Source organism: Haloarcula sp. 1CSR25-25, from assembly GCF_032027985.1.
Taxonomy (GTDB): Archaea; Halobacteriota; Halobacteria; order Halobacteriales; family Haloarculaceae; genus Haloarcula.
Map to the genome: position 1 here is coordinate 1 of NZ_JAHYBW010000017.1, position 23,854 is coordinate 23,854.

At 53.6% G+C, this 23,854-nt stretch carries 19 protein-coding genes, 2 pseudogenes and 2 CRISPR repeat arrays; of the genes and pseudogenes, 7 read left to right on the forward strand and 14 right to left on the reverse strand.

Annotation, left to right across the window (positions count from 1 at the left end):
* Positions 1-39: 39 nt before the first annotated feature.
* A CRISPR array of direct repeats spans positions 40-1,376; the repeat unit is 37 nt; unit sequence GTTTCAATCCCGTGCTGGGTTTTCTGGCCGTCGCGAC.
* A gap of 115 nt (positions 1,377-1,491) precedes the next feature.
* The 8 genes from cas2 to cas6 are packed head-to-tail and all read right to left on the reverse strand — an operon-like array spanning position 1,492 to position 11,078.
* Positions 1,492-1,764, reverse strand: coding sequence for a CRISPR-associated endonuclease Cas2 (cas2, locus tag KZ498_RS24500; protein ID WP_312622327.1), 273 nt, complete (start codon positions 1,762-1,764; stop codon positions 1,492-1,494).
* A gap of 2 nt (positions 1,765-1,766) precedes the next feature.
* Positions 1,767-2,762, reverse strand: coding sequence for a CRISPR-associated endonuclease Cas1 (gene cas1 / locus KZ498_RS24505; protein ID WP_312622329.1), 996 nt, complete (start codon positions 2,760-2,762; stop codon positions 1,767-1,769).
* Complete coding sequence (gene cas4, locus KZ498_RS24510) at positions 2,759-3,373, reverse strand: CRISPR-associated protein Cas4 (protein WP_312622330.1); 615 nt, start codon at positions 3,371-3,373, stop codon at positions 2,759-2,761. The genes cas1 and cas4 overlap by 4 nt, the downstream gene beginning before the upstream one ends.
* A complete protein-coding gene (cas3, locus tag KZ498_RS24515) occupies positions 3,373-5,526 on the reverse strand; it encodes a type I-D CRISPR-associated helicase Cas3' (protein WP_312622331.1) in 2,154 nt (717 codons plus the stop codon). Before cas3 ends, cas4 begins: the two co-directional genes overlap by 1 nt.
* Positions 5,519-6,262 carry a type I-D CRISPR-associated protein Cas5/Csc1 gene (gene cas5d, locus KZ498_RS24520; RefSeq protein ID WP_312622332.1) on the reverse strand — a complete coding sequence of 248 codons (744 nt, stop codon included), beginning with the start codon at positions 6,260-6,262 and terminating at the stop codon, positions 5,519-5,521. The genes cas3 and cas5d overlap by 8 nt, the downstream gene beginning before the upstream one ends.
* Before the next feature lie 9 nt (positions 6,263-6,271).
* Positions 6,272-7,261 carry a type I-D CRISPR-associated protein Cas7/Csc2 gene (gene cas7d / locus KZ498_RS24525; protein ID WP_312622333.1) on the reverse strand — a complete coding sequence of 330 codons (990 nt, stop codon included), beginning with the start codon at positions 7,259-7,261 and terminating at the stop codon, positions 6,272-6,274.
* A gap of 2 nt (positions 7,262-7,263) precedes the next feature.
* Positions 7,264-10,335, reverse strand: a complete 3,072-nt coding sequence (gene cas10d, locus KZ498_RS24530; protein ID WP_312622334.1) for a type I-D CRISPR-associated protein Cas10d/Csc3 — start codon at positions 10,333-10,335, stop codon at positions 7,264-7,266.
* Positions 10,335-11,078: a CRISPR system precrRNA processing endoribonuclease RAMP protein Cas6 gene (gene cas6, locus KZ498_RS24535; RefSeq protein WP_312622335.1), complete on the reverse strand. Its 744-nt coding sequence runs from the start codon at positions 11,076-11,078 to the stop codon at positions 10,335-10,337. The genes cas10d and cas6 overlap by 1 nt, the downstream gene beginning before the upstream one ends.
* Before the next feature lie 272 nt (positions 11,079-11,350).
* Here cas6 and csa3 point away from each other — a divergent pair, with 272 nt between their 5' ends.
* The 3 genes from csa3 (at position 11,351) to KZ498_RS24550 (ending at position 16,606) form a co-directional block, all read left to right on the forward strand.
* A complete protein-coding gene (csa3, locus tag KZ498_RS24540) occupies positions 11,351-11,995 on the forward strand; it encodes a CRISPR-associated CARF protein Csa3 (RefSeq protein WP_312622336.1) in 645 nt (214 codons plus the stop codon).
* Positions 11,996-12,104: 109 nt separating this feature from the next.
* Positions 12,105-14,604: direct repeats of the CRISPR family, unit length 37 nt; unit sequence GTCGAAGCGGTCAGAAAACCCGAACCGGGATTGAAAC.
* A 282-nt stretch (positions 14,605-14,886) separates the two neighbouring features.
* Positions 14,887-15,390 carry a hypothetical protein gene (locus KZ498_RS24545; protein WP_312622338.1) on the forward strand — a complete coding sequence of 168 codons (504 nt, stop codon included), beginning with the start codon at positions 14,887-14,889 and terminating at the stop codon, positions 15,388-15,390.
* An 817-nt stretch (positions 15,391-16,207) separates the two neighbouring features.
* A complete protein-coding gene (locus tag KZ498_RS24550) occupies positions 16,208-16,606 on the forward strand; it encodes a hypothetical protein (RefSeq protein WP_312622340.1) in 399 nt (132 codons plus the stop codon).
* A gap of 508 nt (positions 16,607-17,114) precedes the next feature.
* Here KZ498_RS24550 and KZ498_RS24555 read toward each other — a convergent pair.
* The 5 genes from KZ498_RS24555 to KZ498_RS24575 form a co-directional block, all read right to left on the reverse strand.
* On the reverse strand, positions 17,115-18,338 hold the full coding sequence (locus KZ498_RS24555; RefSeq protein ID WP_312622342.1) for a phage integrase SAM-like domain-containing protein: 1,224 nt from the start codon (positions 18,336-18,338) through the stop codon (positions 17,115-17,117).
* Between the two features lie 27 nt (positions 18,339-18,365).
* A complete protein-coding gene (locus KZ498_RS24560) occupies positions 18,366-18,875 on the reverse strand; it encodes a DNA-binding protein (protein ID WP_312622343.1) in 510 nt (169 codons plus the stop codon).
* Positions 18,868-19,563, reverse strand: a complete 696-nt coding sequence (locus KZ498_RS24565; RefSeq protein WP_014030722.1) for a nucleotidyltransferase domain-containing protein — start codon at positions 19,561-19,563, stop codon at positions 18,868-18,870. The genes KZ498_RS24560 and KZ498_RS24565 overlap by 8 nt, the downstream gene beginning before the upstream one ends.
* Positions 19,564-19,811: 248 nt before the next feature.
* The gene (locus tag KZ498_RS24570) at positions 19,812-20,381 is read right to left on the reverse strand and encodes a hypothetical protein (RefSeq protein ID WP_312622349.1); all 570 of its coding nucleotides are present in this window, start codon (positions 20,379-20,381) and stop codon (positions 19,812-19,814) included.
* Positions 20,382-20,386: 5 nt separating this feature from the next.
* Complete coding sequence (locus KZ498_RS24575; protein WP_004967111.1) at positions 20,387-21,010, reverse strand: helix-turn-helix domain-containing protein; 624 nt, start codon at positions 21,008-21,010, stop codon at positions 20,387-20,389.
* A gap of 294 nt (positions 21,011-21,304) precedes the next feature.
* Between KZ498_RS24575 and KZ498_RS24580 the strand changes: the two genes are divergently transcribed.
* Positions 21,305-21,661: a DUF6516 family protein gene (locus KZ498_RS24580; protein ID WP_312622354.1), complete on the forward strand. Its 357-nt coding sequence runs from the start codon at positions 21,305-21,307 to the stop codon at positions 21,659-21,661.
* Entirely contained in the window at positions 21,654-22,055 is a 402-nt protein-coding gene (locus KZ498_RS24585; protein ID WP_312622355.1) for a hypothetical protein, read from the forward strand. Before KZ498_RS24580 ends, KZ498_RS24585 begins: the two co-directional genes overlap by 8 nt.
* A 123-nt stretch (positions 22,056-22,178) precedes the next feature.
* Here KZ498_RS24585 and KZ498_RS24590 read toward each other — a convergent pair.
* Positions 22,179-22,286: pseudogene (locus tag KZ498_RS24590) on the reverse strand (IS6 family transposase); the annotation flags it as partial.
* 168 nt (positions 22,287-22,454) lie between these two features.
* Between KZ498_RS24590 and KZ498_RS24855 the strand changes: the two are divergent.
* Positions 22,455-22,886 (forward strand): helix-turn-helix domain-containing protein, encoded by a 432-nt coding sequence (locus tag KZ498_RS24855; RefSeq protein ID WP_396276214.1) that lies wholly within the window; start codon positions 22,455-22,457, stop codon positions 22,884-22,886.
* Positions 22,817-23,542: pseudogene (locus KZ498_RS24600) on the forward strand (IS630 family transposase); the annotation flags it as partial. The gene KZ498_RS24855 and the pseudogene KZ498_RS24600, both read left to right, overlap by 70 nt.
* Positions 23,543-23,854: the final 312 nt, after the last annotated feature.

The window sequence follows — 23,854 nt, forward strand, 5'->3', positions numbered from 1 at the left end:
GACACAATGACACATGAGAACTCCGCGGTTGATAGACCTGTTTCAATCCCGTGCTGGGTTTTCTGGCCGTCGCGACGACATCACGTCATCACTGCAACGGTTGTTGATACTGGTTTCAATCCCGTGCTGGGTTTTCTGGCCGTCGCGACGGTACGAGGACGTCAAGCTCTACGTTCCGACGAGTTTCAATCCCGTGCTGGGTTTTCTGGCCGTCGCGACCGCTTGAGCCGGGCGGTTTTCCAACGGGACTTTCTGTTTCAATCCCGTGCTGGGTTTTCTGGCCGTCGCGACATCGCCGATAGGAGTATAGACTCATGTCAGTCACAGTTTCAATCCCGTGCTGGGTTTTCTGGCCGTCGCGACACCATCACGCCCCTCGCAAGACGAGATGGTCGTGTTTCAATCCCGTGCTGGGTTTTCTGGCCGTCGCGACCGGGTCGGAGGGTATCCAGCGCGAAGCCGACATCCTGTTTCAATCCCGTGCTGGGTTTTCTGGCCGTCGCGACACTTGGCGCTCGCAAAACCGGTCTGGGGAAGACGGTTTCAATCCCGTGCTGGGTTTTCTGGCCGTCGCGACGCGTCGTACTGCCCACACTGTGGCCGTAACGTGTTTCAATCCCGTGCTGGGTTTTCTGGCCGTCGCGACATCCAAGAGGGGCGGTACGATACCGAACTCTCCGGTGAGTTTCAATCCCGTGCTGGGTTTTCTGGCCGTCGCGACGTCACGCTGGCCACCACGCTCAAGGACCGCGCCGTGTTTCAATCCCGTGCTGGGTTTTCTGGCCGTCGCGACCGCCAGTGTCGACGAGCTGGCTGCCATCCCCGTCATGTTTCAATCCCGTGCTGGGTTTTCTGGCCGTCGCGACCGACACCGACGACGAGCTGATAGCGAAGGTCTACACAGTTTCAATCCCGTGCTGGGTTTTCTGGCCGTCGCGACATCGCCAGTATGTCCGCCGGCGTGGCGACGAGGACCTGTTTCAATCCCGTGCTGGGTTTTCTGGCCGTCGCGACCGGATGTAGTCTGTCATTGTGTTGTATCTCGCACTCAGTTTCAATCCCGTGCTGGGTTTTCTGGCCGTCGCGACAGTTCTTCGTCGACGGCAGCGGCAACCCCAAGGAGTTTCAATCCCGTGCTGGGTTTTCTGGCCGTCGCGACCTCCAACAGTGCCGCGGCAGCTTCGATGACGTCCGTGTTTCAATCCCGTGCTGGGTTTTCTGGCCGTCGCGACCTGCGGACAGGTCGTCGCGTGGGGCAACTCCTCAAGTTTCAATCCCGTGCTGGGTTTTCTGGCCGTCGCGACCAGATTGACGACGGCGACCGGCACCGCGTCACGTTGTTTCAATCCCGTGCTGGGTTTTCTGGCCGTCGCGACAGGGGGTGAAAATACGGTTATCTGGCTGAAAAAGCTTTCTCAGGTTGCGATATTGCACCCCAACTACGTCGACCGGGGCTGTACACTGATTTAATAAAGGTCCACGTAGCTCAGTTCAGAGAACGTTGGACTGCTCATCGGGTGGGTCGGACCCTATATCGGTCGTGTTGTCCTGACAGGACTGACACAACCGATAAATCCGAATTCGGTCACCGTCAGTTGGCTCGATATGTGATTCCAGTTCGTCCTCAAGATCGACACGCTCAGCTTTGGTCACATCGACCTCGAACACGCTGTACTGTCGCCAAGCTCCATACCGCTGGAGCGTTCGATACACTTGCCGACGGTTTGCATCGTCACTCACGTCGTAAGCGATTGCCAAGCGCATGATTATTTCGAGAAGGTCAGGGCGTGATACTCGTCCAATTCCTCGGTAATCGCCTTCCGCAACAGGATTGCTTGCTGCCGAACAGCCTTTCGTCGTGAGACTGTGTATTCGAAGTACGGGTGGGTGAATTCCTCCTTCATGAACTCGTCGAACTTCGAGCAATAGGTTTTGAACGCATCGTTACCCAGATGATTATCCTGTGTAAATTCATCGTGCGTAATCACGCCCCGGTTTACTAGCCGTGACACGAAGGCGTCACAAAAAATCGGCCTGAACTCTTCTTGAAGGTCCAGCGCCAGCGACGGTCGCCCATGTCGGTCAGCATGCAGAACGCCCAAGAATGGGTCGAGGTTGTATTGCCGAAGTGCACTCAACACCTCATTTTTCATGAAAACGTACGTTAGCGATAAGAGTGAGTTGATGTGATCTTCAGGTGGTCGCTTTGTCCGTTTCTCGAAGGTCCATCCCTCAGTGAGTGTCTCGTCTAAGCGACTGAAGTACCGCTCACTGGCTTCGCCCTCAACACCGCGCAGGTCGTCTTTAGTCGAGACCATCGTCGCACGCACACCGAGATCTTTCAGCACGTCTGTTCCGTGGACACCTTTTCGTGAGAGCAACGTTCTAGCATTGCGAATCTTTGCGGAAATCATTGATGCCGCAATGTCCAGTTCAGCAGTCTCACTGAGTGCATACTGTGCTCGACGAACCTCAGCAATGGTATTCCGTTCCGGGACGAAACTACCACGATACTTACCATTCTCAGTGAAGTAGTTGAGAATGATCCCGTGTTCATTCGCCTCCGCGACAAACGGTGTCGAAAAGTTCACCCCGCCGAAGACGTTGATCGTTTCGAGTTTCTCCGTGGGAAAGGTGGCAAGTTCGCCCCCATCTCCATCGACATCCCAGACAACAATTCTCCCACCATCGGTTCGGACTTGAGTGCCCTGTTTAGTGACATAGACGACCGACTCATCAAACATCCCCTCGGTTGCTTTCATACTTTATCCTCCCAGCCGGAACCGCGGGCTTTCTCTGGTTCGAGCATGGCTGTCTCCTCAGGCATACAGTACTCCCGAGCAGAGCAAGCCTCACATTTCGAAGGGGTGTCGGTGAGTGGAGGTATCTCGTCAACGGACATGGTCTGGATTCTCTCGACGATTTGGTTGACTGCTTGGCGATGATCCTCTGTAATCCGAACCGAGTGTCGCTGGTCTGTAGAATATAAATAAATGTATCCGAAATTAACAGGCTCACCGATTGCTTTGGATAACAACATACAGTAACCGGCTAGCTGAATTTCATCGTTGGTGTAGTACCCGCCACTTTCAGCTCGCTTCCGCTCGATCGGGGTCAGAACCCCGTCCTCGGATTCGATAATGTCGATTTTGCCATGAAGGCCGAGTGAAGTATCACATAAATATCGTTCGTTGATCCAGTTACCCCGGTGAGCAGCGTTCTCGTGTTTACTCCGACCATCGACCAGTTCGTAGGGGGTTCCGATTTCGTCTTGATACCGCTGGTAGTAGAATCGTCGTGGGCAGTAGAGGTACTCATTCAGCGCACTCACGTGAACCAAGTCGTCGTGAGCTGCAACAGAACTTGCTGACATCACAACTCACCCAACTCAATATCAAGTCCATCGTCGTCCTGCTGATCCTGTACTCGACAGTACAGATAGAGTGCATCATGACTGAACGCGATTGCAGCCGTATCTCCTTCTGGGTGTAGGAGTGAATAAACGAATCCGAACTCACCAATGGAGTATTGTTTCGAAACTTCGCTGACGTGGCCTTCAATCGGATAACAGAGGATTTCGGTTTCACTAAGATTGATTTTCAACTGATCTAGCCCATCAATATCCGGTGAGGTTTCGACTTCCAATCCAGTGCACACCTTTGGTTTCCGAGTCTGGCGTTGTCCCCCACTCAACAGTGAGTACAGCTCACCAGTTGGTTTGAAGCAGAGGTCACGTCCAGTGTATTCTTCATCGCCTTCGGTCCCATCGCCATCGTAAGTCCCGTAATAAATGCAGTATCCAATGCTGTAGCGTTCTACTCGCGATACGTCGTCTTCGAGATGATCGGGAATATGTGTAAAAAAGTCATCCCGCTCCAATAACCGGATGTCGCCGTGTCGTAGTAGATATGTCAAATTATAATTCTGGACGGCCTGTTGGTCTGGATCATAGACGGATAGCTGGAGGCTGTTGCCGCGGTACATTTGCAACGCATCGAGAATCTTTGTTTGTACCGCGTCATGGCATCGTTCCACATCTTGTTTCGAGAACACGGTACCATGCGGTCGGCAAAAGTGCCGTTCGATTCGTTTCCAGCCCTCTTTTCGGATCAGGCCAGCTTCGTCCGATGGTGCGTTCTCTACACGTTGTTCAACGTGATGGTACGCCTCGACGGCCGAATACCGCCAGTCAAACGACTTCGGTGTGGAGTTATCGACGTAGTGCTGTTCAACCAACTCCTCGAACCGATCCCGACCGATCCACTCGTTACCGAAGTCATCAATCTCCGGCTGAAGTTGTTTATATACGTAGGGTGGGAGGTACGCGTAGGCACTTGATGTCTCTTCACGTGTTCGGAGTCGGCCGAGTCGCTGGAAGAACGTTGCGGCGCTGTGTGCCGAGAACAGTACTTGATCAGTATCGAAATCGACACCAACTTCGACTGCCGCATTGCTGACAAGCGTGTCAAATCGGTCGAGTTTGTCAGCAATATCTCCACGATGAAATCCGTCGATTCGTTCGACAATACCGAGTTCAGAATCCTGCAGCAACCGATATATTTGGTCAACTTCGTGGATGCCATCCAGCATCAAAACCGTTCGTCCTTGTAAGAGGCGGTCGATGGTTTCCTCCCGTTCCTCAGCTAATCGTGTCGCAGTCTGAAAGGTCGCTGATGGCTTCAACCGGAGTTCGAGTGGTGGTAATACTGGACGGTAAGAAGTCGGCAACTGACCGGGTGCAAATGCAATAACTGGCTGGTTATCCTCAGCCATTGCTGGGTGTGGGGTCTCACGCCATCCGAAATCCGTGAGTGGATAGTAAGGTGCAGAGACAGCCTCATCGAACCGTTCGGCTAGCTCCTCATCAGGTGTCGCACTGAGGAACACAAGATGTGATAACTCACATATTTCAGTATCGACGTCTTGCATTTCGTCCAATAAAAACAGGAGCGTATTCTGTTCCTTTCGTGTCGCTCGATGGAACTCATCGACCACAGCGACTTCAAAGAGATTGATGCTATCGATTCGTTTGTAATATATTTCTCGACGTAATAGGACAAATATATCTGGGTTTGTGAGCAGAATTACTGTTTCTGGACGCTGAAATGCATCCCGCAAGAGGTACGACAGTAGCTCTCCGTTCGACTCAGCAGCAGGATACTCTGTGGCGTACTCGTCTTGGAGTGTGTCACTTGAGACTGCCAGTAAATGGACGTCATCTCCACCCTCGATATCGTCCAGTTGTGACTCGATGTTCGCCTGTTGATCTTCGATCAGTGCGTTCGTCGGGTACACTGCAACTGTGTCAAGACCCTCCGAAATCGTCGGTGCAAGCCACGAAAGTGTCTTCCCCGCACCAGTTGGTGCATCGTTCACGAAGACACCTGGAACACCTGTTGTCAGAGCGTCGTGGAGTGCCCACTGGTGGCGGTGGGGTGTGACACCATCGACTGGATACGAATCGCCAGGATATTCCCGCAATGCAAGTCCCTTCAGTCGAACGGTTGATGAAGATGAATCAGACATTGTCACGTTTCGTTGCAAGAAATTTGGCACCTGCCGGGTAGTACACGCGGTTAGCAGAATCAATCGGAGGTTCTATCGCGTAATGTTCAGTTTCGAACTCACCCTCGAACCAGAGCGGTGTGGGTTGCATCTGCCGCATCACGACGCCACCGAGTGGCTGTGCGCTATGATCGTAGATACTCAGCGGATGGCCTAGCGAGAACATCCCCGACTTTCGCTCGGCATTGACGATACGGTACCGAACGTGGCCTTTTCCACGTTTTTTACCGAGTCGGATGTACGGCGGAAGCGTCTCTTTGACGGACTCAGCTGTCCGGCCATACGGAAAGACGTAGAACCGGAAGTGGTTGCCCGGTGCTAGCGCTCGTTCACGCTCGAACGTTGGAAGGTTCTGGCTGGCCTTTCCCGTTGGATCGTCGTCAGCCGGATAGTTCGGGGTCGCGTACGTATCCGTTCTTGCGTTTCGGTTGGTCGTGAGGTATTCCGTTCGGATCGAATCGCTCTCGACTGCAACAGGTGTTGCAGGGGTCACGTACACTTCGTCTACGATATCCGCTGTATCCTCAATATATGTTGGCTGGTGGGTAACATCAACGTAGTTGCCACCCGCCAGCCCGAGTGCATAGTGCAGTGCTGTGTTGAGGATATACGGATCGGTGTCGGCCATCCGACCAACTTCCCGAGATGCAAATCCGACTTTTCCGTGTGTTGTCAGCGTTGCTTCGAGTACCTCCATGTTCTTGGATTAGCTCTCGTCTGCTGCGATTGCATCGTCGATGAACGACTGAGAGTGGGATTGTTGAGCTTCGAGCACACCCTTGAGGTCATCGTCACCTGTGAGCGCCAGTAATTCATCAAGGACCTCGTCATCGACAGGGGTCTGTGCAATTGTCTCCGCACACGCTGTGTCGTAGGTCTCTCGGACGTATGTCGCTGCTTTGTCAGCATTCAGTGCTGGAGCCTGGACAACATCACCAAGCGTTCGATCACTCTCTCTGGCGAATGAGACAATTGTTTCGGCGGTCAACTCTCGGTTTGACGGTCCCTCTTCAGAACCAGTGTAGAGACCGAGGACACGATTGTTAACACGTCCAAGCCGAGTCGTTGCCGCCCCGTAGCGTTTATTTCGGCTCGTAATCGCAGCGACGAACGCCACTTCCGCAGGTGTTGCGTCACGAAGAGTTATTGTACATGGGAACAGCGTTCCCGGTTCGAAAAAGTCTGGCTCTCGAATGTTGGCAGTCGATCCTTTAGCGTACCCCTCACCGGGCGCGTTCTGGAATTTCTCATCGATACAAGCACTGGCATCGCGGACAGTAAACGCAGTATCGTACATCACTCGCGACGTGACGCCGATATCCACATCGTCGTCTCCACTAGCAGCACTGCCGTAGAGTGCCGACTCGACGGACTGGGGGTTCATATCATTAACATCCATTGAATCGCTCTGGTCGTACTCCAACAGTTCGCGCTGAATCGCTTTTCCAGTCCGGCGGTCGCTCCCGGTCTGTTTCCGCATGAACATCAGTCCTGGTGAGTACTCGATACTCCCGTCATCGCCAACGACCGATAGTGAGGTGATATCTGCGTCCTGCCCATTCGTTGTGAAGACCGCATGGCTCTCCAATTCCCGGAGTACTAACAACGTCGTGTAGTTCGTTCCGGGTGTGTTGGTCATGCCATCAATTGGAACAGTGCCATCGGCGAGTGCGTCGGTAATACTGTCTGGAATCATTGTTAAACTTGATCTGCTGTCTGCTTCTCTGCGCTGTCTTCTTCGTAGTACTCTGCCTCTGCTCGAAGTGTTGCGCCGAAGAAACCGTCTGCGAGGTTGTTTTCGAGACGCTTCAGTTGGGAGGGACGCCCGTTAGCGATCCCATAGAGGATTTCATCGACGAAGTATTTCGCGTACTCTTCGATGCGTTTCTGGAGCGGTGTTCCAGCGTTTGACTCCTCGGCACTGACCGGATAAACTGCGTCGCCGGCCTGCCGGTCGATCATCTTCTGAAGTCGCCCAGAGACACACATCCTGTAGTCCTCTCTGTCGAGTTGTTGTCCTGTCTTCGAAACCGCTTTGACGCTCTCACGGAACACGCGTTCGACACGATGGGGTTTCCGGTCGTGTCCGCTCGCCGGCCGGATAGCATCGTATGCGAGATCTGCGAGTGTCGTGATGCGATTGTGTGGTGTGTCGCTCATCTGTGAATTGGATTGTCTGATTGCGTTTCGCTGATCGAGTGCGACTGCATACCTCATCAGGGCGGGTATGTACGGCCCCTCATCTGAGGTCTGAACAGCGCGCTTGAGTAGATACGACCCCGGCAACAGCTCGTTCCGGGTCGTCCGGAGGTATTTCGCGAACAGGGAGTCGTTGCGGTCGTTACCCTGGATTGCGTATCCGAGCTTCACAACGGCAGCTGCTGACTGGAGTACTGACCGAAGACTGGTCAGTGGGACAGTCTCTCCGTAGAAAGTCGTCACCTGCGTGAACCCGCTCCCGATTTTTGCAAACTCTGGGAAGTCACGAGAGCGCATCTCCGGAACAGGCGACGAGCTCAGATATACGCGCATCCCAGTGTATGCACTCACGGTGAGGGCCAGAAATGCACCGAAAAACTGGAACTCAGTGTCGTTATCCGGGTTCTTGAAGTAACCGACTGTCTGGGCACCGAACTGCTGATTACGGTCGAACTGTTGGGAGAGTGACTCAATCATTGTTCGCCCGTTCCCTTCCGGCTGTGTCAATTCGTCCATCACGCCGGTGAACTCTTCGAGAGAGTCGATATCGAACACCCGCTCGGCAAGTCGTCCCAATCGAACCCGGTTTTCACCGGTGAATCGGTTGATCAAGCGAGAATAGAGTCGCCAGGAGTAGGGTGTATAGAAGTAGTCAGGAACCAGGTGGAAAAACAATCGACCTTCGTCTCGTCGAGAGGCTGCTGTCTCGCGCAACGAGAATTCGATTCGACAGGTCGAACACAGCAGGAGTTTATCTCGTTTCATTCCACCGACCATCTCCCTGTTCGAGAACCCACCCTGTAACGTTGTCAGGGATTGTTTCGATTTCATTGGTCCAAGGTTCCCACCCGCCGCGACGCCACGGTTACACAGCGTACAGGTCTTTCCACGTGATGATTTGACGTATTCGTCGTAGGTATCGACCGTCGCACTGGTGAGAATGAGGTTGCCACCACCGATACGGAGGTTTTCGCCGATGAAGGCTTGGACCTCTGTCGACATATCACCTGCGTGTGCGTTCTGAATGAGGGTCTGCCAATCAGTGTCATCATCAACGAGAGCGGCCAATCCATCCGACAGTGTCGTAACGATCTCGTCTTCGACAGTGGGAATTACAGGTCCGGTTCCATGTCGATCGAGGAGTGCTTGTGCAATTGCATACGAGTACTCCCATTTGCCACCACTGGTCAGCTCCGAAGTAGTGCCTTCGGAGAGAGCAACAAGATCCTCGGATAGCTCATCCGAAAGACCGAACGCGGTGACAGTGGCTCGAATCAGGTCGTTCGCAGTTCTATCGCTGGGAAGCAGCGGATCAACAAACCAGCTTTTTATTGTGTTCACGAACCGACCGAGACCGTACTGTTGCTCCGTCTTCTCGAACTCAGTCCCCAGTTCATCTTCCAACAGTTCCATCGACTCTGTGGCAGCGTCCGTGGCACTATTGTCCGCGTCGCCGTCAGTAATCCCCTTCCGAACAACGGCTTGCAACATCGTTCCACTGCCAGCGTAGAAAAAATCGGGCTCGTTCAGACTGTAGAGTCCCTGGGCGCCAACAATCGAGAAGTTTGAGCGCAGTTGATCGACATCGTTGTACGATGGGTGGGAATCGCCGATACTATCTTCCAGCTGTGAAGTGATTGCGGCAACGATGTCTTCGTCAGTGTCTGGCTGGTCCTCTTCCGTTGGTGCTAGATACACACAGCCATCCTGGTACATCGTGAGTAGCTGGTAGTTGTATTCCTCTTGTAGATACTCGCTCACGGCCTTGTTCAACAAGTTCGTAAAAATGCCACTGACGTGATCGGTCTGGTGATATGCAAGTTCGACGTTTCCACTGGGGAATGCCTCGCGGAATCGATCTTGGACGCGAGCATTCGTCGCTGCCTCTGGTGTCGTTGAGGAAGCCATCGCGTCGGCCAGTCGGATTAGTGGCCGATACTCTCGCCAAGTCGTCGTGACGCGAGTCGAGTTAGCGTTATCAGTCTCGTGATGATCGACGGCGCACGAACGGAACGTCCGCATTGAGAGTGCCGAGTCAGGATCGTCCTGAATAGCGCTAAATTCGTCCAGTCCGATTTGCTTGATAAATGGCTCCAGTTCCTTGATTTTGATATCGAACCGTTCATCTGGATTCTCGTCTTCTTCGCGGAGCTTGTGATAATCGTGAGCGACCGCGAGTGCAACGAAATGACGGAGTTTTTCCGGTGTAATCGGTGGAAGATCGGTATTCTCTACTTGTCGAGCAAGCTGGTGTAAAAAGTATACTAGATTTCGAGTATGATTGAGCATCGACTGGTCGACTTTGCTGTATTCGACGCTCTTGTTCGGGAGAAACGACCAGCCTGCTTCCACGAGCCGTGGGTCGATTTCTGAAATATACTCGCTTAAAATACTATCCAATTTTGACTCGCTAGTATCTGAGTCGGGATGAACTCCGAATTCTTCCTCTGGGTCTTCGAAGAGAGACTGTGAAAACGAATTAACGCCTTCAGTAGGTTCTTTTTCTGAATCACCATCGCCTTCTGACACAATTTCATCGAGTTTTGCCTGCTTTCTATCATTGTCGGTCATCAGTCTTTGACCTCCGTACTCACCTTTCCACAACCCCGCGCTACTGCACTGCCGACACCCGAGTATTCAGCAAACATCCCGAGCGCCGATACCGCGTTCTCGACGGACTCGCTGGCTCTTTTGAATTCGTAGGCACAGTCACCAGTGAAACCTTGCCGGAAGATATTCCGCGTCTCCCCGTCTTCGTTTTTGACCCGGTTGACTAACACTGAATGGGTATCGTACGTGCGTGCGTCGGGTTTCTCGATTACGTTCGCTTCAATTGCCTCTCGACTCAGGTCAACCTCCAATTCCTCCGGAGCAGACCGGTTCCACTTCCCTAACAGTGACGAGAATACGGCACCCCGATGAGGAAACATCGTCGTAATTTCATCGGCTTCCTCAATGCAGGTCGCCGTTTCGAAGGACATCTCGATGGTCGGGTTATCCTTCGACCCCGCCTCGTCCAGTAGCTCGGCCTGTGTCGTGTTCAGACTCTCGAACTGCTCAACGTGCAATTCCCCGTGACTCAACTCGATACGATCACCTTCCAAGACGAGTGCGTTCACCAGCGCCTGAAAAATCTCGGTGTCGGCAGGGTCTACTACGCCAAGTGTTAGCTGATATGTCTCGTCTGGCAGGAGCAACTTGTGATAGGCACGGTCACTATCACCGAAAGCACCACGAAGGCCACTGCTGTGGAGACTCCCAAGTGACGAGTCATGAATGTGTCCGCTCACGTCCGCATCAACAGCTTCGAGCACACCTAATAGAGCCGAATACACGGAATATCCGTCCGAGATCGGCAGTGGAAACCGAGATGCCGGCCGAGCCGTGATGTGGATCTGGCGCAATCTATTAGTCGCCGTTACTTCTTGTTTATTCATCAGGTGCGTCCGGGTCGTTAGCCCAGTAGCATCATAAGCGTTTCCCAAAAATGGGACGATTTCAATTTCATGCAACTAAAATTGAATAGTCGTCGATTTCACTGACACGCAACAGTACTATTTTAGCGGGTCAAAACGATTAGCAGGTAATGCATACATATCTCTCAGCGATTGGGTTTAACAGTACAAGCGTTACCCGGCCGCTGCTAAGCCATGGTGTCGACACCGGTGATACAGTCGTCCTGATACGGCCGGATCAGGCACCAGATTCGCGCGCTGAGGAAGCAATTGGAGATGTCGAACGTCTCTTACAGGAGATTGAACCGGATCTTAATCTTACAACAGAACGAATCACGCACAGTGATTTTCAGACAGCTGTTTTGGAGTGTAGTGATTTGATCCGGGCAGCAGAAGGTGAACGAATCGTTTCGCTCGGTGGCGGAGCACGGGACGTGTTGCTGCCATTCACGATTGCTGCAATGACACACGTTCGATTGCTCTCTGCTGCACTGTTTTTCAGCGACCTTGATGGAACAGTGCGGGAGTGGAATCTCCCTCGGTTGACTGCCCAAGTTCAACAGACGACGATGTCAACACTCCAGACGATTGCCAATACAGAGGGGGAGATCTCGATTCCCGAGTTGACTGCGGAGACTGGCAACTCGAAAAGTACGGTGACACGCCACGTCACCGCACTTGCCGATGCAGGAGCAATCGAGACATGGACAGACGGGAAAACCAAGTTCGCACAGGTGACCCTGACCGGACAGTTGCTCCTTCGAGACGATGGCTGACTACGTGGACCCTTATTAAATGAGTGTACAGCCACAGTCGACGTAACCGGGCCTTTGTTTGGCGGGCTGAGAAAGACTTTTCAGCCCTATAACCGTATTTTCACCCCCTGTCGAAGCGGTCAGAAAACCCGAACCGGGATTGAAACCGTAATTACGTCAACGGGCTCAGCGGGTCGCCTGATGTCGAAGCGGTCAGAAAACCCGAACCGGGATTGAAACAACAGACTCGCGAGATTTCGCAGTGCTTCGGCGTCGGTCGAAGCGGTCAGAAAACCCGAACCGGGATTGAAACAGACATAGGTTAGCTGACTTGTCTGGCCTCAATACTGTCGAAGCGGTCAGAAAACCCGAACCGGGATTGAAACTCGTTCAGTGGGTCACTCATCCCGGTAATCCTCACTGTCGAAGCGGTCAGAAAACCCGAACCGGGATTGAAACGATCCTGTGTCATGTTCGGGAGTTTGACGATGGGGTGTCGAAGCGGTCAGAAAACCCGAACCGGGATTGAAACATCGGGAGCGCTCCAGCTCAAAAAGATGTTAGAGCGGTCGAAGCGGTCAGAAAACCCGAACCGGGATTGAAACTAGGCGGAGATATCGGCCGCCGCATCGTCCGCCCGGTCGAAGCGGTCAGAAAACCCGAACCGGGATTGAAACAGATACAGCGTGGGCATAAAAACACGTGCAGGGTGGGTCGAAGCGGTCAGAAAACCCGAACCGGGATTGAAACAATACGATGGCTGCGACGAAGTCCGTGGGAAGTGGGGTCGAAGCGGTCAGAAAACCCGAACCGGGATTGAAACAAGTCCGTGCGGTCGTCGTCGTGGTAGCTGACGGGTCGAAGCGGTCAGAAAACCCGAACCGGGATTGAAACTTGTCGAACTTCTCCAGGCCACGATCTCGCGCGGTCGAAGCGGTCAGAAAACCCGAACCGGGATTGAAACGAAATCGCTATGAAGCAATACATCGATGCGGACGGTCGAAGCGGTCAGAAAACCCGAACCGGGATTGAAACAACGGTACCCACACCTCCACTGTCACCACCGTCGAGTCGAAGCGGTCAGAAAACCCGAACCGGGATTGAAACAAGGGAATGCGAACCTGATGAGTCACTTGGTCGGCGGTCGAAGCGGTCAGAAAACCCGAACCGGGATTGAAACGAAAAAGGAATGCGTGTACCCGAGCGCCGTCCCCAACGTCGAAGCGGTCAGAAAACCCGAACCGGGATTGAAACTACGTGAGTCCGCCCGCCGACCACTCGATTCGATACGTCGAAGCGGTCAGAAAACCCGAACCGGGATTGAAACGAACTCTAACTGATCGTGAGCTAATGCGGTCGCTCCGTCGAAGCGGTCAGAAAACCCGAACCGGGATTGAAACAGTACGGGCCAGTTCTCGGGGCCGACCGCGCCTCGTCGAAGCGGTCAGAAAACCCGAACCGGGATTGAAACAAGCCGTCCGTGCCGTCGGGTTCCATGACGAGAGGTCGAAGCGGTCAGAAAACCCGAACCGGGATTGAAACCGCACACGGCGTCGGCGTCGACCCACTCGGTCGTCGAAGCGGTCAGAAAACCCGAACCGGGATTGAAACTCGACGGAGCGCCGCGGGGTCAAGCGCCGCGAAGTGAAGTCGAAGCGGTCAGAAAACCCGAACCGGGATTGAAACTCGACGGAGCGCCGCGGGGTCAAGCGCCGCGAAGTGAAGTCGAAGCGGTCAGAAAACCCGAACCGGGATTGAAACCATCCATCCCGTCCGTAGCGGGTTCGGGCGGGTCGTCGAAGCGGTCAGAAAACCCGAACCGGGATTGAAACTGGTAGAAAAAAAGAAACCCACCGCACACATGGTGTCGAAGCGGTCAGAAAACCCGAACCGGGATTGAAACTGCGTGACGGAGATGCCGTCGAACAGACTGATGTTGGTCGAAGCGGTCAGAAAACCCGAACCGGGATTGAAACAATAACCGGACGACGGCCGACACGTCGCTGGACGTGGTCGAAGCGGTCAGAAAACCCGAACCGGGATTGAAACGGACCAGGACCTACTACCTCGCCCACCCCGATAGCGTCGAAGCGGTCAGAAAACCCGAACCGGGATTGAAACTCGCTGATTGCGTCGTCGGTGAGCGACACATCGTGTCGAAGCGGTCAGAAAACCCGAACCGGGATTGAAACACTGACTGGGAAAACGCCCCTGATGGTGCGATTGTCGAAGCGGTCAGAAAACCCGAACCGGGATTGAAACATCTCGACGACGTCGTCGCTACTCAGGGCATGGACTGTCGAAGCGGTCAGAAAACCCGAACCGGGATTGAAACCAACTAATCGGAGGTCACTAAGATGTTAGACAAAACGTCGAAGCGGTCAGAAAACCCGAACCGGGATTGAAACGATGCGTCCAGGTCTTGTTCAGTAACACCGACCAGGTGTCGAAGCGGTCAGAAAACCCGAACCGGGATTGAAACCGTGGGGGCCGAGCTGGCCGGTGGGTCGTCGGTCAGGTCGGAGCGGTCAGAAAACCCGAACCGGAATTGAAACAGCAACTCTCCGACTCCGACCGTGACCGCGACCGCGACGTCGAAGCGGTCAGAAAACTCCGACCGGGATTGAAACCGCTGGTTGCCTTTCTCACCGATGATGGTCGTAATAAAAAACAACACCAGAACTGAAACTCAGACGGGTTCATCAGCTAAAATTTGGGTTGGGCGTCACAACGAGCAGAAACACACCAGTCCGTTATAATCGGGGGACAGCGTAGTGAACAGCTGTGGTCGTGATTATCGCGGCATGCTCGAACGAGCTACCCAATAGTCAGTACAGAAGGTGAGATTAGCGCGATAAATATATGACCCATATGACATCAGATTTAAGTTTTCATCACGTACTGGTCATACGATGAGAATCCGCGAGACAGTACTCGGATACATTCCCATAGTACTCATGCTTGCTGGGGCGATACTGTACTTCGTTCCAGCCACCTGGGTCGAACTACCCATAGAAACAACCACCCTCGGAATGGCTCTGTTTGCCCTCGGTGGGGTGCTGTTATACGCCGGTTGGTACGACAGGTTCGACACCGAATCAGACACGAGTGCAGATGAAACCACATACAAGTTCGACGCCGAGTCAGACACGATTGCAGATGACACCACATCTCCTGCTCAAACAACTGGATATCTAGCTACGGCAGGCAATTACGGCTCTTGGATACTCATCTCGATCGGAGCTGTACTAAGTTGGGGGCAAATACGTAACCCAGATAGAGTGAGTCTGGTGGACAGGGCACCGCTCGAACTACCCTGGGGGGAACAACCGGTGGTCGGATTTGGATTTATATTAGCCGGATTAGCGCTGTTCGTTCTCATCCATATAGCAATCCCATTTTTCCAGGGCGACTAGTACGCGATACCACGTTGACTGTTCAGACTGGCTGCCACAGAGCGGGCAAACGGTTCTATGAGAGGCTGCCTCCGTTTCACGGGTTCTGTGTGAGATACGCGCTCTGCATCTTGCACGGCTATCTGAACGTCTCGTCAAGCTGTCAGAACACCCGGCAGTCAGTTCTGAAGGTCACTGAGCAGTTGGGGTCAGAGCGGTTTTGATCTCAACACTTTGAGCACTGTTCTGTGGCCCGGAACTGCGTATTCGATTCTGGTGCCTTTCACGCAAAGCAGAGTCGCTACGCTAGTCAAGAAACTGGTCGTGCTTCTCGCCGGATGCTTGACCGAGTTCTCTATCGATTGGTAGAAGACATTTATTAGCCAATCCACACGTACGGCCACTCAAATGGAGAAAAAACAACAGAGGTCGGTGATAGGGGCCCTAATGGTTGTTCTTGGGTTCGTTCAAGCGACGTGGGCCATCTCTTCTAGCGACTTGGTGTTTGCCGGATTGGGCCTCACGTACGCCGGTTTCGGTGTCCTATATCTCTGGTTCGAAGTCTATCGAGATGAACAGTAGGCACGTCTACCGACCGGCTAATCCATCCAAGTCGGTGAGACCGCGCGTTAGTTCGAGATCCGCGAGGACTGTCTCTCGATCGTCGGTTCCGACTGGAATCACAATTATACATCTAGTAGACAACTCTTAACGGCTTGGACGGGAGGGGTGAACGTCGGGAATCAACGTCGACCTCCAGAGCAATTCGTATCTGGGGATCTGCGTAAGTCGGTCATCACAAGGGAACGTTGATATGGAAACAGTAGTATGGACACGTATGCCGATATCTAATGATGAGTGGGATAATGGTTCCACGGCAGATAGTGCAGACACAGCAGCGACGACCCCGGTTGGGGACTACGAGGACGAGAAGGAGCTGATCGTCGCGTTCCTCTCCGAAAACGTCGATAATGCCTATACGCGAAGCGAGATCATCCGTGGCGTCGACTTCGGCAACGACGCACGCCCGGAATCGATCCGAGAGGTTCTCACCGAAATCCAGGACGAGTTAGTCGATCTCGCCGGCGACGTCGTTGCGAGCGGAATGCTGGTCGATGACGTCGACGAAGCGCTCGATGAACTCGTTACGGAGGGAATGGTTGTCGAAAAGGAGGTCGAGACGGGGGAGGGAACGACGACCTACTACCGACTCAATACCGGCGACGCTCGGGAGTGAGACATCTTTGGACTACCGATCGTTTGTGTGAACTATCTAATGGTTAGTACAGCACAGACACGTAACGCAAATGTCTGTGGCGGTGTAGCCGGTTAGTATGGAGCAGTACGGAACCCTCACCTACCCTGATTGGGGTCTGATAGGTGTCATTACTGTCGTCGCAGTGCTGTGGCAGCTTTCCATCGGCAATTCATTCACGTCGAGAGCTACCAGCGCGGTACTGGCTGGCGGACTCAGTCTCGCAATCAGTATGCGCTTGGCTCGGTGGTATCGCGAGCAGTGACCACGCAGACACGCTGAGTAACTGGTTCATCTCAGCCGTTCTGAAATCAACTCAGTGAGAACTGTCCACTGGTTCCATATCTGCGTATTCGATTTCCATTCGTGTTTCTCTCGCTATTTACGGCGTCAGCTCTCTCCAAGAAACTGGTCGTGCTTCTCGCAGCATGCAGGTAGATTCAACCGTATAGACACGATTGAGCGGCTATCAATCGCGTTCTCGGCCTCGTCAGATGCAATCTATCTTGTTGATTGCTTCGGTCGCGAGCTCGCCCAACTCATCGGCCTCAATGTGCGAGTAGCGCTTACGAATCATCTTCTCTGAGTTATCGAGATACCGGGCAGCAACCGTGTATCCAAAGCTACGGACGAGGATTTCGCCCATGCCCCGACGGCCACCATGTGGAGCTAGATAATCGTGTTTCGGATGCTCGATGTCGACCTCCGCCTCATCTGAGAGCCGCTGGAGAATCGACCGTGCTCCATCCGTCGTAATCGACGGCAGGTGGATGTCTTCGTCGAGAGCCAACAAGAAGTCCCGAGCGTACTCGTCACGTTGTCCCTCGATTGTATCTGGCCCGTCTTGAACGAGCATCGCGAGCGTCCGCTGGTCGAACGTTGGGAACACAGGCCATTGTACCGTTGGTGGGTCCATCAGCGTTTGATAGCTCCGGAGTGGCGCAATCACTGGCTCGGGGAGGCTCGCAACGTCCCATTGCTGTTTCTTCCGGTAGACATCCATGCTCCCGTCGTCTAACGAAACCTCTCCCCACTGGATCCCACGCCGGCGTGGGTCGTTTGGGTCACGAAGGATTTCACCAACTCGAACAGCTGTGTATGCGATAACAAAGACGAGAGCACGGTCACGAGCCGCCTTCAGAATCGTATATCGTGCTCGCTGCCTGTCGAGCGAATCGACATCATCTGAGAGGGCTCTATACGTCTCGATTGCATCGTTGACTCGGTCATCAACGTACCGGGTGAGTGTGTGGCGTTGCTCGGGCGTCCATATCTGCTGGTCGCCAGGTTTGCGGCCGTCGTCCTCCGGGAGTGGTGTCATCGCGCTTGCCCGCCGAGCGTAGTGTCCCTCAAGATATCCCTCGTTCGCGCACCAACCACACCACGCAGAGATGTAGTGATAATACGTGTGGATGGTGTTTTGCTTGAGCGCGCGGTCACTGCCGAGGTATCGGGCGTACGCCCGGAATACTCGTTCGTCGAGATCCTCGAAAGTCGGATCCCGGTCGACATCATCTGGTACGATTCCTGTCCACTCGCTCCGACCACGGTCACCGGAAGCCCACTGAGCGAACCGTTTGAGTTCCCGGGCTGCATTTCGTCGGTAGTTCCCGCCATCGCTACCACGCCCTTTCCCCTTGTCCAGAAGGTAGCGTTCAATCGATTCGTTGATGGAAATTCCTCTTATTCGGGCCGATAGTGTATTTGGGCACATAGCGCTCTCTCAGAAGATCAAATAGAATTAGTCACAAAGACAGACCCCGCCCTCTCGAATCTGGCTCACTACGAACTGGTGAACAGCAGTTGCGAGCTCGGTCATTGCTTCGGCCTGTTCCTCAGTTGGACGACCACCACCGTAGTAACTCTCAGTCCGGTTCTCGCTGTAGAGCTCCTTCATCTCCTCAGCCGTAGTTCTCTCGAACAGTCCAATCTGGTGAGCACGGTCGTAACTGAACTGGTGGTCCTGAAAATCCTGGAGCGTATCGTTGGTCATCGAGAGCGCATACGCCTCTATTGACCGTTCTATCGCCCCGAAGCAGACCTCTATGACGGCTGTGTAGTACCCGTCCTGTGCTTGGAGTGTGTCGACGACTTCGAGGAGCCGACAGGCTTTGGTCAGCTGCGTCTCCCAGTCTGCGTCGGCGCTGATTCCCTCTTCGAATACCGTCCTCCCTCTGCCGACCATCTCGAAGGCGTCCTGCGCCCGTCCAATGGCGTCAAGCACGGCAGCAGGGTCCGAACCGTTACTCATTGTCGGCACCCTCCTCTAGAAGGAGGTTTTCGACGGTTTCGAAGTCGCTCGTCTTGTAGACCGGAATGCCTGAGACGATAATTTCTCGAATATCATCCGTGTAGGCTGGAATCGCCTGAACAGCCTCAACGTCGATATCGTAGGCGTACCGGTCCCCATCGAATACCATGTCTTCGAGGTCCCGGGCGACGGCGTTCGCTTCCCGCTGGCTCTCTGCCCGCCCGGAACGAGTGAGGACCCAGATATCGATATCACTCCGTCGGTCAGCATCGCCCCGAGCAACGCTACCGTACAGGATGATTCCGACAACGTCGCTGATGGTGTCACGGAGCTTCGTGACCGCCGTTTTGACCGGCTTGTGATACTCCGGTTGGGGAATCCGAAGAATAGGATCGTCTGGGATAGACAGTCGGTCCCTGTTGATCTGTACGAGTCGCTGGTTGCTTTCGGGAGATTCAATCACCAGGTCATTCGAACTGAGAACATCTACTGCTCGTCGCACGGACTGGTGTGAATGGCCGATCTGTGTCGCGAGTTCTCTTAAGGAAAAGTCGCTAAATCGGTGGTTAGTTAAAAATAGAAGAATATCGCTCGTTGCTTTGTGTTTGAATAAATCTGGATCTGAAGTGGGTATCGGAAGCGAAACAGAGGCACCAATTAAATCAGTGCCTTCCGTCTGACGGTTCATATGCCGTAACACGGACCACTAGTATAAAAATATTATATGTATTTCAGACCTTTCATAAATATCTAACTCGGGATCAACACTACCATGCCCAGGGAGACTGGCTTCTGTGAGCGGACCTCAGCACGTTCAGTCTATGGGATAATCCGGCACCACGATTCGTGATCCACCGACAATGGCGAGGCGATTCGTACTGATCGTGATTATCCCAGCATGCTCAACCCACCAGAGCAGCGGTCAGTACAAGGTGCCTATCGTTCATCCCAGGAGAGGTTCTCAACGGTCGGAAATTCAGTTTTCGCGGTTTGTGGCGGGTTGTAGTATCGGGACTTGATGTCGTAGTATCCGAACTCCGGCGGGATACGAGTACACGCCTCTGCCAGATTTGCGTCAGCTGTGTGAGTGATGATACGGATTCGGGTGTTCCGCTCGAACAGTCGAACCGCTAATGCAACTAATGCCGCGTCTATCCAGTTGTTCGTCTCTGGGTACTTGCTCTGCTGGTTGAGAAACGAATCCGCGACGAACCGCGCTTGCTCTACTTGGCCAGCATTGGGGTCGTAGCCGTCAGATCGGTTCCCGGGGAGTGGTGTCGCCACTCGAAGCCACCCATCTTCGATTGCCGCATCAAGATACGGGTTTGCCGGCGAATCACCGGTTCCAGTATCTGCCAGTTCGTGATAGACCGCTGCTGGCACCCAGATCTCGGTCCCAGCTTCCGCAACGGCACGCTGAAGTGATTGTAACTGTGGACTGGGATGTTTCCCGAGATTCCGAAACATCACGGTGTCTGCGATGTTTGCAGTATATTTCCTCGCCATTACGGTTACTCGTCGAAGAGTTCGTTTCGTAGATTGCTCTCTTCGTCGTCGAAATCGTCTGGTGTGTATGTTGTCGCGGCCGAATTGTCGCCACCGAGTTCAAGAATCGAATAGAGTGCCTCGACAAGATCGTACGTTGTTCCAGTGGAAAGGCCTGTAAGTTCAGCCATCTGTCGGATCGTGACATCCCCTTCGCTGTGTGCATTCACAAGGTCGTGTGCGAGTGCGAACGTGACGAGGCCATGGTCGTCGAGAACGCGTTGGATAGCTGGATACTCATTTTCATGCGCAATGATTTCGACGAGTTCGGGTGTAATTGAGAGCTCCGTGTTCCGAATTGTCAGCTTCAGCTCGAACTCCTCGGCTGCGTACACAGCAGTCCCGGCGTCGTCTCTAACCTTGCTGATCAAGCCAGCCTGTTCCAACTTGTGAAGATAATCGTAGACAGTCTTTTTCGAGATCGTTGTCGTTTCGACGAGTTCCGGACCGGTCATCGTTCCTGCCCGCCTGATTGACGTGTAGAGGGCAGCAAGATTTGTATTGTCAAGTAACTCCGTGAACGCCGGGATGTTCGTAATCGTACTCGGTGGTTCCCCCGCGTTTCGGACGTGTTCCGTGTCGTAGCTCATATTGTATAGAGTTACGAAACTAGAAACTATAAGCGTTTGCCTTGTGCACGAATGCAATGGCTATACGATTCACTGATGTCATTCATTCCCCCAGTTCCTGACTCTTAGCGCGTAATCTGCCAGTGCTTCTCACGCTGAGCAGATATGCCAGCTCTCTCCAAGAGATTGGTCGTGATTATCGCCCTATGGCGAATCAATTCATAGCCGAATTACTCAGTACAGCGGTGTCTCTATAGCGTTGTTTGAGGAACCAACACGCCTTTATCGTTGGCCACGAAACCAACGTAATACCGGATGGAATCAACGGCCGACGATCTCGATGGATACGATAACGCCACAGTGTACGAGGATGGGACTGTCGTTCGTGTGTCGATCCGGCGGACAGACGACGACGCCTATCCATCGGGATGGCGGTACACGCTTCACTATGGAGCCCTGACCGCTGGTCCTGAGACGCTCGACGACGGAACGATCCGGCGCTACGATAACTCACACGAGGATACGAAAGGCCACGAATTACACGTCGCTCCCGACCCGGAACCGGAGTTCGTCAAGTTCCCTAGCATCGAGGAACTCTATGAACGGTTCTGGGACGAGATTCCGAAGCCGCGGTTTGGTCCATCCAACGACAACGGTGATACCCATGACTGAACAGAACGTACTCGTGGTCACGGTCGACGACGAGACCAATCCGTACGAAGAGGGCCTTGAAGCTATTCAGACACTCAAAGAGGGAGAACAACTCAATCGGCCGGCCACTGTTCGGTTCCCGAACGAGAGCCAGCTGACCGACGTGTTCAACGAACGGACGTACACACTCTTGCGCGTGATTAGAGACGAACAACCAGAGAGCATTCGCGAGACAGCACGACTTGTCGGCCGTGACAAAAAGAACGTCCACGAAGAATTGACCACACTGGAAGCGCTTGGCGTCATCAGCTTCGAGGCAGTCGGACGGGCAAAGAAGCCAGTATTCCCCTACGACGACCTCGTCGTATCGCCGCTTGCTCACGACCCCGGGGACGGGGCCACTGCAGCCCCCTGATCTCTTGTTGTCTTGGGAATTGGCCGTGCTTATCACAGCATGCTCAACCGAACCGTCCAACGATCAATACAGATTACTTAATTAGCAATTTGGATGGTACGGTCGCTATAAATCACGACTTCATATGTCGATCTCTAGCAACAGCTTTGATTCAATGTCGACAGCAGCGTACAGCCACTTCTTTTCGCCGTCGACCTTGATTTGTGTTTCGTCGACCGCGACCCGCGACGGCTTGAGTGGTCAGCGCAATGTTTGAGCTTTCAGAGAGCGTAATTAGCTGCAATGATGGCAAGTCGTCGAAAAGAAGTGACGAGGCATCTGTCGGAAGACCAACTCGACGAAGCGCTCAATACCGCCCAGAAAGCGGATGAGACTCGTCTCATCCGGCGGCTCTGTTTCATGAAGAACCTCTATCTCGGTGATGCGACAAAAGTAGCCGCTCGACGTGTTGGCGTCTCCCGTGATACTGGTGATCGATGGCTCTCCGCGTGGAATGATGCGAGTCTCGATGGACTTCGACCGAGCTTCGCGGGCGGTCGCCCCGCGAAGCTCTCGCCTGCCCAGTTCGAGGAATTCTTCGCTTTCCTTGAGGAAGTAGGGTGTCATAAAACGGTTAGCATGGCTTTCGGTCATGGGCAGAGAAGCCCGCTATCGCTGCTTCTGAATGGCGGCGATATTCTCTACCTTTCAGACATCGTTTTTCGGGGTGCTGCTGAGGTGTGTGAAGAGTTCTATGACACCCCTTTGAGGAAGGGCAACCCTGGACCCCACAAGAGATCGACGACCTTCTGTGGGAGCGCTACAGCGTCACCTACGACCGTGCTCACTTAGCACGCATTCTTCGCGCAGACGGGATGCAGTACGCCAAGCCACGACCCATGGATTCGCGGCAACCGCCCGATGCAGAGGAGGATTTTCGCGAGCGCCTGGGAGAGGCGCTCGCAAAAGACAATGACGGTGAACCACTCGTTCTCGGGTTCTTTGACGTATCGTGGCCACAGCCGTTCGAGAACTCTCAACGGATGTGGTCGTATGACCGAACCGTGGAAATCGACAAGCCAATGGTGGCGGTTCCGTGGAAAACGATTGGGTTCTACGCACTCCTCGGAAACAGTACGCTCATCTTCCGAGAACGGAAAACAAAGGAGAGTATTTGTGCAGCGTTGGAGGCGATTCGTGAGCAGAATCCGGTTGGGCGGATTCTGCTCATTGCCGACAATGATGGTGGTCATCATGCAAAGCTCACGCAGAAACGGGCCGACGAACTCGGCATCGAGTTCGTCTTCCTCCCACCGTACTCACCGATGTTCAATGCAATTGAGGCGCTCTGGAAAAGCCTCAAGCAGAAGATTTCACCGACGATTTTCGAGGACGAAGATCACTTCGAGAAGTTCGTTACTGACACATTCTTAGACCTCTCGAAGCGTCTTAGCTTCGCAAGCGGGTGGATCGAGAAGTTCGTCCCGAATGTGCAGATGTTACGCTGACCACTCAGGAATCGTGAGGCCCGCTTGAGGTTTGTCCCGATTGCTTTCGCTATCGACGCATTCTTCACCTTGATCGTCCCGGTGAACCGTGTTTTCTCCCCATCTTGATGATACACCTCATTGACCAATGACTCAGCACCGGCGGAGTGTGTCATAGAAAACTTCGCATGCACTGTACAATTTGATGGCTCTGGTGAATCGCTGGACGACGGCGGCATCGACCGTTAGAACTAGGAAGTTGAAGCGGGAAACCGTCGATGATTCATGTCTAAGATCTCCCGCTTCACGAGCAAAGTCGTTCAGTTAGCTAAA

Excerpts from the sequence above, each read along its gene's own strand:
- KZ498_RS24855 (WP_396276214.1), top strand. The coding sequence starts at position 22,455 with ATGAAGAACCTCTATCTCGGTGATGCGACAAAAGTAGCCGCTCGACGT.
- KZ498_RS24585 (WP_312622355.1), top strand. The coding sequence starts at position 21,654 with ATGACTGAACAGAACGTACTCGTGGTCACGGTCGACGACGAGACCAAT.
- KZ498_RS24580 (WP_312622354.1), top strand. The coding sequence starts at position 21,305 with ATGGAATCAACGGCCGACGATCTCGATGGATACGATAACGCCACAGTG.
- cas4 (WP_312622330.1), bottom strand. The coding sequence starts at position 3,373 with ATGTCAGCAAGTTCTGTTGCAGCTCACGACGACTTGGTTCACGTGAGT.
- KZ498_RS24575 (WP_004967111.1), bottom strand. The coding sequence starts at position 21,010 with ATGAGCTACGACACGGAACACGTCCGAAACGCGGGGGAACCACCGAGT.
- cas5d (WP_312622332.1), bottom strand. The coding sequence starts at position 6,262 with ATGGAGGTACTCGAAGCAACGCTGACAACACACGGAAAAGTCGGATTT.
- cas7d (WP_312622333.1), bottom strand. The coding sequence starts at position 7,261 with ATGATTCCAGACAGTATTACCGACGCACTCGCCGATGGCACTGTTCCA.
- KZ498_RS24560 (WP_312622343.1), bottom strand. The coding sequence starts at position 18,875 with ATGAGTAACGGTTCGGACCCTGCTGCCGTGCTTGACGCCATTGGACGG.
- KZ498_RS24570 (WP_312622349.1), bottom strand. The coding sequence starts at position 20,381 with ATGGCGAGGAAATATACTGCAAACATCGCAGACACCGTGATGTTTCGG.
- cas10d (WP_312622334.1), bottom strand. The coding sequence starts at position 10,335 with ATGACCGACAATGATAGAAAGCAGGCAAAACTCGATGAAATTGTGTCA.
- csa3 (WP_312622336.1), top strand. The coding sequence starts at position 11,351 with ATGCATACATATCTCTCAGCGATTGGGTTTAACAGTACAAGCGTTACC.
- cas2 (WP_312622327.1), bottom strand. The coding sequence starts at position 1,764 with ATGCGCTTGGCAATCGCTTACGACGTGAGTGACGATGCAAACCGTCGG.
- cas1 (WP_312622329.1), bottom strand. The coding sequence starts at position 2,762 with ATGAAAGCAACCGAGGGGATGTTTGATGAGTCGGTCGTCTATGTCACT.
- KZ498_RS24545 (WP_312622338.1), top strand. The coding sequence starts at position 14,887 with ATGAGAATCCGCGAGACAGTACTCGGATACATTCCCATAGTACTCATG.
- KZ498_RS24555 (WP_312622342.1), bottom strand. The coding sequence starts at position 18,338 with ATGTGCCCAAATACACTATCGGCCCGAATAAGAGGAATTTCCATCAAC.
- KZ498_RS24550 (WP_312622340.1), top strand. The coding sequence starts at position 16,208 with ATGCCGATATCTAATGATGAGTGGGATAATGGTTCCACGGCAGATAGT.
- cas3 (WP_312622331.1), bottom strand. The coding sequence starts at position 5,526 with ATGTCTGATTCATCTTCATCAACCGTTCGACTGAAGGGACTTGCATTG.
- KZ498_RS24565 (WP_014030722.1), bottom strand. The coding sequence starts at position 19,563 with ATGAACCGTCAGACGGAAGGCACTGATTTAATTGGTGCCTCTGTTTCG.